Genomic DNA, 12,987 nt, shown 5'->3' on the forward strand with positions numbered 1-12,987 from the left:
CATGTCGCGCCTGAACCACACCTTGCGCCTGGGCCTGAAAGAACTGACCAGCCTGCGCCATGACAGCGTACTGCTGCTGTTCCTGCTATATGCCTTCAGCGTGGCGATCTACATGCCGGCAGCCGGCTCGGTGATCGGCGTACACAACGCCAGCGTGGCGGTGGTGGATGAAGACCATAGCCTGCTCTCGCGCAAGCTCAGCGAAGCCCTGCAACCCCCCGAGTTCCAGCCAGCCGTGCCGCTGCCCCCGCAGCGCCTGGACCAGGCCATGGACAGCGGCCAGTACACCTTCGTCATCAACGTACCGGTGAACTTCCAGAGCGACCTGCTGGCCGGGCGCTCGCCGGAGCTGCAGATCAACGTCGACGCCACGGCCATGAGCCAGGCATTCATGGGCGCCGGCTACATCGGCCGCATCTTCGAGCGTGAGCTGCTCGACTACAGCCAGCGTGGCAACGTGCAAAGCCCGGTGCTGATCAACCCCAAAGCGCTGTTCAACCCCAACCTGGAGGGGGGCTGGTTTCTGGCAGTGATCCAGATCGTCAACAACATCACCATCCTGGCGATCATCCTCACCGGCACCGCGCTGCTGCGCGAGCGTGAGCACGGCACCCTCGACCACCTGCTGGTGCTGCCGTTGACCGCGCTGGAGATCATGCTGGCCAAAATCGGCAGCAACGCGCTGGTGGTGGTGATCTGCACCTGGATTTCATTGGTGGTAGTCGTCAAAGGTGCACTGGGCGTGCCGCTTTCTGGCTCGATGGGGCTGTTCCTGGCCGTGACCGCGCTGTACCTGTTCGCCAGCACTGCGCTGGGTATTTTCCTAGCTACCCTGGCGCGCTCGACGCCGCAGTTCGGCTTGCTGGCGATCCCGGTGATCATCCCGATGCTGTTGCTGTCCGGTGGCAGCACACCACTGGACAGCATGCCGCAGTGGCTGCAGTGGGTGATGCAGGGGTCACCCTCAACGCACTTTGTCAGCCTGAGTGCCGCAATCCTGTTCCGGGATGCCGGGTGGGCGGTGGTATGGCCGGATATCCTGGCGCTGACGCTGATCGGCCTGGTGTTCTTCAGCGTGGCCCTCGCGCGGTTCCGCCGTACCCTGGCGTCTTGAAGGCATGCGCGAGCGTCCGCCGAAAGTTGGAAAACTGGCACAAAGACAAAGGGCGCCTTTCGGCGCCCTACTCACAGACAGGTCGACTTGTCATCGCCATATACCTGCCCGGCTCTGTAATTGCTGGTTGAACCAGGATCCTCAGAGTCTTACAAGCCCCTTGCGGGAACAGGCTGATTATCACGCATCGAGCGTAACATTGACAACAGACCGCTCTGTTGCTGGATGTGTGAAACCCAGCGTAAAGCCAACTGCAGCCCTCACGGCGGCGAAATGCTCTGGCCGCATTGTAAAGGTCATGTATTCCCGACCACTTCCTTGCCGCGATTTGACCCGACATCTGTCCAATCTGGAGGTAGCCACCGTGTAGATCATGTCGCACTTGGCCCAGCATGTCAGGGCCGAACCAGGCAGATAACTCGGCAGCACAACGTGATGCCCTGCCATGTGATCCGGTGCAGTGGTACTCAAAGGGACTATCGTCACTAACTGGCGATTTTGACTGTGCTTGCGAAGAACGACCACGGGACGCACCTTGATCATTTCAGGCACTTGAAAGCCTGAAAAGTCGCACATCAGTACAGTCGCCTCTTTCGGCTGGTACTTCAAAGCCATTGCCAACACTCTCGAGCAACTGAAGACAGGGCACAATCTAGCTTGGCCATGGCCCCAAAAACTGAAAACTGGCGGGCTTACAGGAAAGACAGAAGGGTCCTACACACGGGGTAAGCCTGAATTCAATCCGACTTACCAGTGATGGACCTCACACTGTTTCAGGTCACTGCACAATCAGGTTGTTGAACAGCAGGTCCTCAACGATCGGCTTACCCTCTTCCGCCTCCAGCACCTGCTGCACCTGTTTCAGCGCCTCTTGGCGAAGATGCTCCTTGGCCTCGACGTTGCTCATGCTGTCCACCGTCTGCTGGGTGAACAGTGCCACCAGCTGGTTACGGATCAGCGGTTCGTGGTGTTTCACCGTCTTGGCCGCTTCGTCACCCGTCACGCGCAGGGCCACGTCAGCCTTGTACACGCGCAGCCGCGGGCTGCCGTCGAGCGCATAGTTGCCAACAAAGGGCGGGCTCAGGCTGATGTAGGCGACCTTGGGCACCCCTTCCTTGGCTTCTTCGGCCATGGCCGCAGCCGGCAGCAGCAGCGCCAGCACCATCAAGATCCACGCTTTCACGAATTCGCTCCTCAATACAATTGGCGCCAGCTTACCCAGCACACCGCTCAAACCCAAGCCCGGGCTTATGCCGGCCCATCAGGGCGGGCCATGCTCGTTGACCTGCCAAGCGGCCCTCCTACACTTATCGGCCACTACCCGCAAAGGAATAGCCCCGATGAAAGCTGTGTTGTGCAAAACCCTGGGTCCAGCGCGCAACCTGGTGCTGGAAGAGGTGGCCAGCCCACTGCCGAAGAAAAACGAGATCCTGCTGGACGTGCAGGCTGCCGGGGTCAACTTCCCCGACACCTTGATCATCGAAGGTAAGTACCAGTTCCAGCCACCGCTGCCGTTCTCTCCAGGTGGCGAGGCAGCGGGCGTGGTGGCCGCCATCGGTGAAAAGGCCGGCGCGTTCCAGGTAGGCGACCGGGTCATGGCGCTCACCGGCTGGGGGGCGTTCGCCGAGCAAGTGGCGGTGCCGTTCTATAACGTTCTGCCGATCCCGGCGAGCATGGACTTCACCACCGCTGCGGCCTTCGGCATGACCTACGGCACCTCGATGCACGCCCTTCGCCAGCGTGGCCAGTTGCAAGCAGGCGAGACTCTGCTGGTACTGGGCGCTTCCGGTGGGGTCGGCCTGGCGGCGGTGGAGATCGGCAAGGCCATGGGCGCGCGAGTGATCGCGGCGGCCAGCAGTGCCGAGAAACTGGCCGTGGCCAAGGCTGCCGGGGCGGATGAACTGATCGATTACAGCCAGGCCAACCTGCGCGAAGAAATCAAACGCCTGACCGGCGGCCAGGGCGTGGACGTGATCTACGACCCGGTCGGAGGCGAGCTGTTCGAACAAGCGGTGCGCGGGTTGGCCTGGAATGGCAGGCTGCTGGTGGTGGGTTTTGCCAGCGGCAGCATTCCACAGCTGGCGGCCAACCTGGTGCTGCTCAAGGGCGCGGCGGTACTGGGCGTGTTCTGGGGGGCATTTGCCCAGCGCCAGCCGGAGGACAATGCCGCCAACTTCCGCCAGCTGTTTGCCTGGCATGCCGAGGGCAAGTTGAAGCCGCTGGTGTCGCAGACTTATCCACTGGCAGAGGCTGGGGCCGCGATTGAGAAACTGGGGCAACGGCAGGCTGTGGGTAAGTTGGTGGTGGTGGCCAGGTAAGGCAGGACCCGCGAATACGGTGGTGACGGCAACGGTGAACGGCGGGTGGAATTGGCCGGCAGGCCCGGCCCTTTCGCGGGTAAACCCGCTCCTACAGGCGACCGCGCAGGGTTTACCCGCGAAGAGGCCGGAACAGGTTGTTCACACTTCGCGCAGATTATGGCAACGCCTGAATCGCGCCTCCAGATTGCGATCGGGCATCTGGTGACTGCGCAGTGCATTCAAGGTCTGCTCGACATAGTCGCGCGTGGTGCCATAACGCCCCTTGGCACTGGCCAGGATCTGGCTGAGCAAGGTATCCGGCAAGTTGCCGGCATAGCACGGCAAATGCCGCTCCAGCACAAAGCCCAAGGCCTGCACCTTGCTACCATCGCCCAGGCGGCAGTGGAGCCAGTGCGGCCGGTAGGCCGGATACGGCATCTCGCGTTGCCACAGAGCCATCAGTGAGTCGTCCAGATTGCGCTCATCCAGCCGGTAGGCAAAACCGCTGCAGGAACCACCGCGGTCCAGGCCAAACACCAGGCCGGGGGTTTCCGGGGTGCCGCGATGTTCATGCGACCACAGGTACAAGCCACGGTGATAACCATGTACCCGCGCGCGCTGGCGCTCCACCGAATTGCACTCCGGACGCCAGATCAACGAGCCATAGGCAAACAGCCACACCGGGCCACCCTGATGCCTGGACATGGTTGTCTTCATGGAGCTGAACAACTGTTCGCGAGTATGTTGCTGACCGAAATCGAGAGCTGGAGGGTATGAAACTTCCCAAGACATACGTTCAAGAGCCGACATAAGCTGCCGCCATTATTCCTTTGAACTACGGAGGTAGCGAGATTCGATTACACTGCGCCGCCAGGCCGCTGTACCAAGGGCGCTTGCAGTAACCATAGGCCAGAATTGCAGGAATACTCAAGCCCTTGAACACGCGTTTCGTGCACGGCTCCGACGACTGGGAAGTACTGTTTCAGCAACGGTGAAAGTTATTGGCGAAGGCGGTAATAATTACCGCCTTATACCCATACTTTCAAACTTTGGTTATTAACCGCGCGGCGCGTAGGCGAACACATCGGCACGCATGCGGTGCGCATCCATACCGGCTTCGACCAAAGCGTCGAGTGTGGCGTAGATCATGTTCGGTGAGCCGCTGGCATACACATGCACGCTATTGAGGTCGGCAATGTCTTCGCAGACCGCTTCATGCAGCATGCCGCAACGGCCTTCCCAACCGCACAGGTCGCTGACCACTTGATGCAGGAACAGGTTGGGCAGGCGCTGCCATTCGTCCCAGTGCTCGATCTGGTAGAAGTCCTCAGGCCGGCGCACACCCCAGTACAGGTGCACCGGGTGCTTGAAGCCCTGGGCCCGGCAGTGCTCGACCAGGCTGTGCATCTGGCCCATGCCGGTGCCGGCGGCAATCAGCACCAGAGGCCCGTCGGGCAGTTCGGCCAGATGGGTATCGCCAAACGGCATTTCGATGCGTGCCAGGCCATCTCGCCTGAGCTGGTCGATCAGTTGCACCGCACTAGGCTCACGCGCCAGCACGTGCAATTCCAGTTCACGCCCGGCATGCGGCGCGGATGCCAGCGAGAAGGCCGCCTGCTTGCCGCCCTCACGTTCGATCATCAGGTATTGCCCTGCGTGGTAGCGCAGTGGCTTGCCGGCAGGCGCACGCAGGAGCACCCGCCAGACGTCGCCACCGACGTCGACGCACTCACTGACGCTGCACGCCAGCTTGCGCACTGGCAGCTCGCCCAAGGCAAGCACACCGTCCCAGAGCAACACGCAGTCCTCCAGCGGTTCGGCAATGCAGGTGAACAACTCGCCATGGTCGCGGACTTCGCCATCCTGGCGAACCCGGCCTTCAACCAACAATGCGGCGCAAACATGGCAATTGCCATTGCGGCAGCTGTTTGGGCAGTCATAGCCCAGCCGCCGTGCTCCATCCAGGATCCTTTCCCCGGGTTCAAGCGCCAGCACCGCCCCGGACGGCTGCAACGTTACCTGCATCAATCTATTCCCAACTGATCCCACAGCTCATCGATACGGCGGGTGACGGCCTCATCCTTGACGATGACCCGGCCCCATTCGCGTGTAGTCTCGCCCGGCCACTTGTGAGTAGCGTCCAGGCCCATCTTCGAACCCAGCCCCGATACCGGTGACGCAAAGTCCAGGTAGTCGATCGGGGTGTTGTCAATCATTACCGTATCACGCTTGGGGTCCATGCGCGTGGTAATGGCCCAGATCACATCGTTCCAGTCACGAGCGTTGATATCGTCATCGGTGACAATAACGAACTTGGTGTACATGAACTGTCGCAGGAACGACCACACACCCAGCATTACGCGCTTGGCGTGGCCTGGGTACTGTTTCTTCATGGTCACCACCGCCATGCGGTACGAGCAGCCTTCCGGCGGCAGGTAGAAGTCGGTGATTTCCGGGAACTGCTTCTGCAGGATCGGCACGAAGACTTCGTTCAGCGCCACGCCGAGAATGGCCGGCTCATCGGGCGGCCGACCGGTGTAGGTGCTGTGGTAGATCGGTTTTTGCCGGTGAGTGATGCGCTCTACGGTGAACACCGGGAAGCTGTCCACTTCGTTGTAGTAGCCCGTGTGATCGCCGTATGGGCCTTCCGGGGCCATTTCGCCCGGGTGGATTACCCCCTCCAGGATGATCTCGGCGGTTGCCGGTACCTGCAGGTTGCTGCCACGGCACTTGACCAGCTCGGTGCGGTTGCCTCGCAGCAGGCCGGCGAAGGCGTACTCGGAAAGAGTGTCCGGCACCGGGGTCACGGCGCCGAGAATGGTCGCCGGGTCAGCGCCCAGCGCCACGGCGACCGGAAACGGCTGGCCGGGGTTCTTCTCGCACCACTCTCGGTAGTCGAGGGCGCCGCCACGGTGGCTGAGCCAGCGCATGATCACCTTGTTGCGGCCAATCACCTGCTGGCGGTAGATGCCCAGGTTCTGGCGGTCCTTGTTCGGGCCACGGGTCACGGTGAGGCCCCAGGTAATCAGCGGCGCCACGTCGCCAGGCCAGCAGTGCTGAATCGGCAGTGCGCCGAGGTCGACATCGTCACCCTCGACCACCACTTCCTGACACACCGCGTCCTTGACCACTTTGGGCGCCATCGACACGACCTTCTTGAAGATCGGCAGCTTCGACCAGGCGTCCTTCAGGCCCTTGGGCGGCTCGGGCTCCTTGAGGAAGGCCAGCAGCTTGCCGATTTCCCGCAGTTCGCTGACCGACTCGGCGCCCATGCCCATGGCCACCCGCTCCGGGGTACCAAACAGGTTGCCCAGCACGGGGATGTCGAAGCCGGTGGGCTTTTCGAACAGCAATGCCGGGCCCTTGGCGCGCAGGGTGCGGTCGCAGACCTCGGTCATTTCCAGGACGGGGGAGATCGGTACCTGGATGCGCTTGAGCTCACCGCGCTGTTCCAGGCCACGGATGAAGTCGCGCAAGTCGCGATACTGCATGCAGGAGCCTCGTGTTGGCCGTATCGGTCGGGGTGCAGAGTGTAGCGCCGTTCGAGGCCTGTTTGGGGGCAAAAATGCACTGGGGCCACCTTGCGCCCCTTCGCAGGCACGCCCGCCCCCACAAGGATTGTATTTAACCTGTGGGAGCGGGCGTGCCCGCGAAGGGCCGCAAGGCGGCCCCAATTACTGCCTGATCGGGAAGCTTACTTGCGCTTCATCGACAGGAAGAACTCATCGTTGGTCTTGGTCTGCTTGAGCTTGTCGACCAGGAACTCGATGGCAGCGATTTCGTCCATCGGGTGCAGCAGCTTGCGCAGAATCCACATACGCTGCAGTTCGTCGTCAGCGGTCAGCAACTCTTCGCGGCGGGTGCCGGAGCGGTTGATGTTGATGGCCGGGAACACACGTTTCTCGGCGATGCGGCGGTCCAGCGGCAGCTCCATGTTGCCGGTGCCCTTGAACTCTTCGTAGATCACTTCGTCCATCTTCGAGCCGGTTTCAACCAGCGCAGTGGCGATAATGGTCAGCGAACCGCCTTCCTCGATGTTACGCGCAGCACCGAAGAAGCGCTTGGGCTTCTCGAGGGCGTGGGCGTCGACACCACCGGTCAGCACCTTGCCGGAGCTCGGGATCACGGTGTTGTAGGCACGTGCCAGTCGAGTGATCGAGTCCAGCAGGATAACCACATCCTTCTTGTGCTCGACCAGGCGCTTGGCCTTCTCGATCACCATCTCGGCAACCTGCACGTGGCGGGTTGGCGGCTCGTCGAAGGTGGAGGCAACCACTTCGCCACGCACGGTGCGCTGCATTTCGGTCACTTCTTCCGGGCGCTCGTCGATCAGCAGGACGATCAGGTGGCACTCGGGGTTGTTGCGGGTGATATTGGCCGCAATGTTCTGCAGCATGATCGTCTTACCGGCTTTCGGCGGGGCAACGATCAGGCCGCGCTGGCCTTTGCCGATCGGGGCGCACAGGTCGATGACGCGACCGGTCAAGTCCTCGGTGGAGCCGTTACCGGCCTCCATCTTCAGGCGCTTGTTCGGGAACAGCGGCGTCAGGTTTTCGAACAGGATCTTGTTCTTCGCGTTTTCCGGGCGGTCGAAGTTGATGGTATCGACCTTCAGCAGGGCGAAGTAACGCTCCCCTTCCTTCGGTGGGCGGATCTTGCCGACGATGGTGTCGCCGGTACGCAGGTTGAAACGGCGGATCTGGCTGGGCGAGACATAGATATCGTCTGGGCCGGCCAGGTAGGACGCATCAGCCGAACGCAGGAAACCGAAACCATCCTGGAGAATCTCCAGCACGCCGTCACCCGAGATCTCTTCGCCGCTTTTCGCATGCTTCTTCAGCAGGGCGAAAATCACGTCCTGTTTGCGCGAACGGGCCATGTTTTCGATGCCCATCTGTTCGGCCATTTCCAAAAGATCGGTAATCGGCTTTTGCTTGAGTTCAGTCAGGTTCATAAGGGGAATGACGTAATCATGTAAGAAGGGAGAATTAAGCTTCTGGCTTAATGAGGCCGCGCCGCTGGATGGCGACAGGATCGCGTACTGATTCGAATTAGGGATGCTTCGGCGACGGCATGTAGAGGGCACTGGAAAAGCAGTGCGAGGCCGAATGTAACACTTGCTTTTTTCTGCGTCTAGTGCTCTGAAAAAGAAAAGCCCCGCATTTGCGGGGCCTTTTCACATCACAGGTGGGCGTCGAGGAATGCGGCCAACTGCGATTTGGACAGTGCACCAACCTTGGTGGCCTCGACGTTGCCGTTCTTGAACAGCATCAGCGTCGGGATACCACGCACACCGTGCTTGGCCGGGGTTTCCTGGTTCTCGTCGATATTCAGCTTGGCGACGGTCAGTTTGCCCTCGTAGGTGGAAGCGATGTCGTCCAGAACCGGAGCGATCATCTTGCATGGACCGCACCATTCAGCCCAGTAGTCGACCAGTACCGCGCCTTCGGCCTTCAGGACATCGGCTTCGAAGGAGGCGTCGGTGACATGTTTGATCAGATCGCTGCTCATGGATATCTCCAGGGTCGTAAGCAAAAAACGTGGCCCATGATAGCCGCACCCACGCCGGACAGGAAGCCACGGACGATTGAGTGTAACTATAGTTGCGCAAGACGCCGCGAATCGAAACTGTCATATGGCCGTCATAGAATCGAATGGCACATTGCCTTGCATCAAGGCCAGTACAACGGCGGAGTGCCACGCGTTGGCGATAGCCTGCTATCGTGGCACGATTGCCAGGTTAACGACCGAGAACAACCAGATCATGCCGCATACCATCGCGAAGAACCTGTCCCTGATCGCCGCCATCGACCTTGGCTCCAACAGTTTTCACATGGTCGTGGCCAAGGCCCACCATACCGAAATCCGCATCCTTGAGCGGCTCGGCGAGAAGGTTCAGCTGGCCGCCGGCATCAACGAAGAGCGCATGCTCAGTGAAGAGGCAATGGAAAGAGGCCTGGATTGCCTCAAGCGCTTTTCCCAGCTGATCAACGGCATGCCGGCAGGCTCCGTGCGTATCGTCGGTACCAATGCATTGCGCGAAGCGCGCAACCGTAACGAATTCATCCAACGCGCCGAAGCCATCCTCGGCCACCCGGTGGAGGTCATCTCCGGCCGTGAAGAGGCGCGCCTGATCTACCTGGGCGTGTCACACACCCTGGCCGACACCCCCGGCAAGCGCCTGGTGGCCGACATCGGCGGCGGCAGTACCGAATTCATCATTGGCCAGCGCTTCGAGCCGCTGCTGCGCGAAAGCCTGCAGATGGGTTGCGTAAGCTTTACCCAGCGCTATTTCCGCGACGGCAAGATCACCCCGGCCCGCTATGCCCAGGCCTACACTGCCGCGCGCCTGGAACTGATGAGCATCGAAAATGCCCTGCACCGCCTGACCTGGGATGAGGCCATCGGCTCATCCGGCACCATTCGCGCCATCGGCGCCGCCATCAAGGCCGGCGGCCTGGGCAATGGCGAGGTCAACGCCGAAGGCCTGGCCTGGGTCAAACGCAAACTGTTCAAGCTGGGCGAGGTCGACAAGATCGACTTCGACGGCGTCAAGCCAGACCGCCGCACCATCTTCCCGGCTGGCCTGGCGATTCTCGAAGCGATCTTCGATGCCCTTGAACTGCACCGCATGGACCACTGCGACGGCGCCCTGCGCGAAGGCGTGCTGTTCGATCTGCTCGGCCGCCACCACCACGAAGACGTGCGCGAACGCACCCTGAACTCGCTGATGGAGCGCTATCACGTGGACCAGGGCCAGGCTGCGCGCGTTGAGCGCAAGGCGTTGCACGCATTCGACCAGGTGGCCGATGCTTGGAATCTGAAAGAAGGAAACTGGCGCGATCTACTGGGCTGGGCCGCGAAAGTGCACGAAATCGGGCTGGACATTGCCCATTATCACTACCACAAGCACGGCGCTTATCTGATCGAGCACTCGGACCTGTCGGGCTTTTCTCGGGAAGATCAGCAGATGATGGCCCTGCTGGTGCGCGGGCACCGCCGCAACATCCCCAAGGACCGTTATGCCGAACTGGGTGAGGAAGGGGTCAAGCTGCTGCGCCTGTGCGTGCTGCTGCGCTTTGCCATCCTGTTCCACCACATCCGCGGCACCCAGCAAATGCCAAAAGTAGAACTGCACGGCGGGGACAACAGCCTGGATGTCGCCTTCCCTGAGGGTTGGCTGGAACAGAACCAGCTGACCCAGGCCGACTTCGCCAACGAGGCGGAGTGGCTGGCCCGGGTCGGTTTCGTCCTCAGCGTACGTTGAGGACCGGGTTGCTCAGGCGCTCCAGCAGGGTCGCCTGAACGCTGCGCGGGTTCTGGTTGCCGGTCGGGGTGCTGCGCACGTAGCGCCCGTCTGGCTGCAAGGTCCAGGCGTGGGTATTGTCGGTCAGGTAGCCTTCCAGCTCCTTCTTCACACGCAGCAACAACTTCTTGCCTTCCACCGGGAAGCAAGTCTCGACACGCTTGTCGAGGTTGCGCTCCATCCAGTCGGCGCTGGACAGGTAGATCTGCTCTTCGCCGCCATTGAGGAAGTAGAACACCCGCGTGTGCTCGAGGAAGCGACCAATGATCGAACGCACCTGGATGTTGTGCGAAACCCCCGGAATGCCAGGGCGCAGGCAGCACATGCCACGCACCACCAAGTCGATTTTCACGCCCGACTGGCTGGCCTTGTACAGCGCCTTGATGACTTTGGCGTCGGTCAGCGAGTTGAACTTGGCGATGATGTGCGCCGGCTTGCCTTCGAGGGCAAACTGGGTTTCCCGCGCGATCATGTCGAGCATGCCCTTTTTCAGGGTGAACGGCGCATGCAGCAGCTTCTTCATGCGCAGGGTCTTGCCCATGCCGATCAACTGGCTGAACAGCTTGCCGACGTCCTCGGTGAGCGCATCGTCAGAGGTCAGCAGGCTGTAGTCGGTGTACAGGCGGGCGTTGCCGGCGTGGTAGTTACCGGTACCCAAGTGCGCATAACGCACGATCTCACCCTGCTCGCGGCGCAGAATCAGCATCATCTTGGCGTGGGTCTTGAACCCGACCACGCCGTAGATCACTACCGCACCGGCCGCTTGCAGGCGGCTGGCCATCTGCAGGTTGGACTCTTCGTCAAAGCGCGCACGCAACTCGATCACCGCAGTGACCTCTTTGCCGTTACGCGCCGCGTCCACCAGGGCGTCGACGATTTCTGAGTTAGCCCCCGAGCGGTACAGGGTCTGGCGCACGGCGAGCACGTGCGGGTCCTTGGCGGCCTGGCGCAGCAGGTCGACCACTGGCGTAAAGGACTCGAACGGGTGCATCAGCAGGATGTCCTGCTTGCTGATCACACTGAATATGTTATCGGCGTTCGCCAGCAGCTTGGGGATCGCCGGGGTGAACGGTGTGTATTGCAGCTCCGGATGGCTGTCCAGGCCGGTGATGCTGAACAGGCGGGTGAGGTTGACCGGGCCATTGACCTGGTACAGCTCGCTTTCGCTCAGGCTGAACTGCTTCAACAGGTAGTCCGACAGGTGTTTCGGGCAGGTGTCGGCCACTTCCAGGCGCACGGCGTCACCGTAGCGGCGCGAGAACAGCTCACCGCGCAGCGCGCGAGCCAGGTCGTCGACCTCTTCAGAGTCCAGCGCCAGGTCGGCGTTACGCGTCAGACGGAACTGGTAGCAGCCCTTCACCTTCATGCCCTGGAACAGGTCGTCGGCGTGCGCGTGGATCATCGACGACAGGAACACGTAGTTTGCGCCCGGGCCGCCCACCTCTTCCGGCACGCGAATAACCCGCGGCAGCAGGCGTGGCGCCGGAATGATCGCCAGACCCGAGTCGCGACCGAAGGCATCCACCCCCTCGAGCTCGACTATGAAGTTGAGGCTCTTGTTCACCAGCAGCGGGAACGGGTGAGTCGGGTCAAGGCCAATCGGGGTAATGATCGGGGCAATTTCGTCGCGGAAATAGCGGCGTACCCAGGTCTTGAGCTTGGGTGTCCAGTAACGGCGGCGGATAAAGCGGATCTGGTGCTTTTCCAGCTCAGGCAACAGCACGTCGTTGAGGATCGCGTACTGGCGCTCTACCTCGATGTGCACCAGTTCGCTGATGCGCGCCAGCGCCTGGTGGGGCTGCAGGCCATCGGCTCCGGCCTGTTCACGGGCGAAGTTGATCTGCTTCTTCAGGCCGGCGACGCGAATCTCAAAGAACTCGTCGAGGTTACTGGAGAAGATCAACAGGAACTTGAGGCGTTCCAGCAGCGGGTAGCTCTCGTCCAGTGCCTGCTCCAGCACCCGGATATTGAACTGCAGTTGCGAGAGTTCGCGATGAATGTACAGGCTGCTGTCGTCCAGGCCAGGGACGGCGATTGCCGGGGCCGGGGCCGGCGCAGGCACCGGAGCCACAGGCTCGGCCACCTGTTCCGCTTCAGGCTCGGCCGCCGGAGGCAGGTCTGGCGGGGTTTGCACCATCTCTTCTGGGAGCTCCTGAGCATCCTTGATCGCGACAGGGCTTAGCACTTCATTATTCATCTGGCGTTCCTGAGGACGTTAACGCCCTATCATCTATTGAGCGGCAAGATAAGCGCCCATTATGACGCCC

General features: G+C 61.3%; 11 protein-coding genes. 3 read left to right on the forward strand and 8 right to left on the reverse strand.

Annotation, left to right across the window (positions count from 1 at the left end; genetic code table 11):
- Position 1: 1 nt before the first annotated feature.
- Positions 2-1,114 carry an ABC transporter permease gene (locus ACYCCG_RS02550; protein ID WP_101196396.1) on the forward strand — a complete coding sequence of 371 codons (1,113 nt, stop codon included), beginning with the start codon at positions 2-4 and terminating at the stop codon, positions 1,112-1,114.
- A gap of 180 nt (positions 1,115-1,294) precedes the next feature.
- Here ACYCCG_RS02550 and ACYCCG_RS02555 read toward each other — a convergent pair whose 3' ends face one another.
- Positions 1,295-1,729, reverse strand: a complete 435-nt coding sequence (locus ACYCCG_RS02555; RefSeq protein WP_060489058.1) for a type II toxin-antitoxin system PemK/MazF family toxin — start codon at positions 1,727-1,729, stop codon at positions 1,295-1,297.
- 163 nt (positions 1,730-1,892) lie between these two features.
- Positions 1,893-2,297, reverse strand: a complete 405-nt coding sequence (locus tag ACYCCG_RS02560) for a flagellar basal body-associated protein FliL (protein ID WP_003253671.1) — start codon at positions 2,295-2,297, stop codon at positions 1,893-1,895.
- Positions 2,298-2,454: 157 nt separating this feature from the next.
- On the opposite strand from ACYCCG_RS02560, the gene ACYCCG_RS02565 reads away from it, so the two are divergent.
- Positions 2,455-3,432 carry an NADPH:quinone oxidoreductase family protein gene (locus ACYCCG_RS02565; RefSeq protein WP_209969235.1) on the forward strand — a complete coding sequence of 326 codons (978 nt, stop codon included), beginning with the start codon at positions 2,455-2,457 and terminating at the stop codon, positions 3,430-3,432.
- Between the two features lie 141 nt (positions 3,433-3,573).
- Here ACYCCG_RS02565 and ACYCCG_RS02570 read toward each other — a convergent pair whose 3' ends face one another.
- The 5 genes from ACYCCG_RS02570 to trxA all read right to left on the reverse strand — a co-directional run bounded on the left by ACYCCG_RS02570 (position 3,574) and on the right by trxA (position 8,925).
- Positions 3,574-4,224 (reverse strand): gamma-glutamylcyclotransferase, encoded by a 651-nt coding sequence (locus tag ACYCCG_RS02570; protein ID WP_176682832.1) that lies wholly within the window; start codon positions 4,222-4,224, stop codon positions 3,574-3,576.
- 246 nt (positions 4,225-4,470) lie between these two features.
- Positions 4,471-5,439 (reverse strand): CDP-6-deoxy-delta-3,4-glucoseen reductase, encoded by a 969-nt coding sequence (locus ACYCCG_RS02575; protein ID WP_459669346.1) that lies wholly within the window; start codon positions 5,437-5,439, stop codon positions 4,471-4,473.
- On the reverse strand, positions 5,439-6,905 hold the full coding sequence (ubiD, locus tag ACYCCG_RS02580; protein WP_020192776.1) for a 4-hydroxy-3-polyprenylbenzoate decarboxylase: 1,467 nt from the start codon (positions 6,903-6,905) through the stop codon (positions 5,439-5,441). Before ubiD ends, ACYCCG_RS02575 begins: the two co-directional genes overlap by 1 nt.
- A 203-nt stretch (positions 6,906-7,108) precedes the next feature.
- Complete coding sequence (gene rho / locus ACYCCG_RS02585) at positions 7,109-8,368, reverse strand: transcription termination factor Rho (protein ID WP_003253661.1); 1,260 nt, start codon at positions 8,366-8,368, stop codon at positions 7,109-7,111.
- Positions 8,369-8,595: 227 nt separating this feature from the next.
- Complete coding sequence (gene trxA / locus ACYCCG_RS02590; RefSeq protein WP_003253660.1) at positions 8,596-8,925, reverse strand: thioredoxin TrxA; 330 nt, start codon at positions 8,923-8,925, stop codon at positions 8,596-8,598.
- A 253-nt stretch (positions 8,926-9,178) separates the two neighbouring features.
- Between trxA and ppx the strand changes: the two genes are divergently transcribed.
- Complete coding sequence (ppx, locus tag ACYCCG_RS02595) at positions 9,179-10,681, forward strand: exopolyphosphatase (protein WP_209969232.1); 1,503 nt, start codon at positions 9,179-9,181, stop codon at positions 10,679-10,681.
- On the opposite strand, the gene ppk1 is transcribed toward ppx, so the two are convergent.
- Positions 10,668-12,917, reverse strand: coding sequence for a polyphosphate kinase 1 (gene ppk1 / locus ACYCCG_RS02600; RefSeq protein WP_209969229.1), 2,250 nt, complete (start codon positions 12,915-12,917; stop codon positions 10,668-10,670). The two genes, ppx and ppk1, sit on opposite strands and share 14 nt — an antisense overlap.
- Between the last annotated feature and the right edge of the window lie 70 nt (positions 12,918-12,987).

Source organism: Pseudomonas sp. VEM90, from assembly GCF_054611535.1.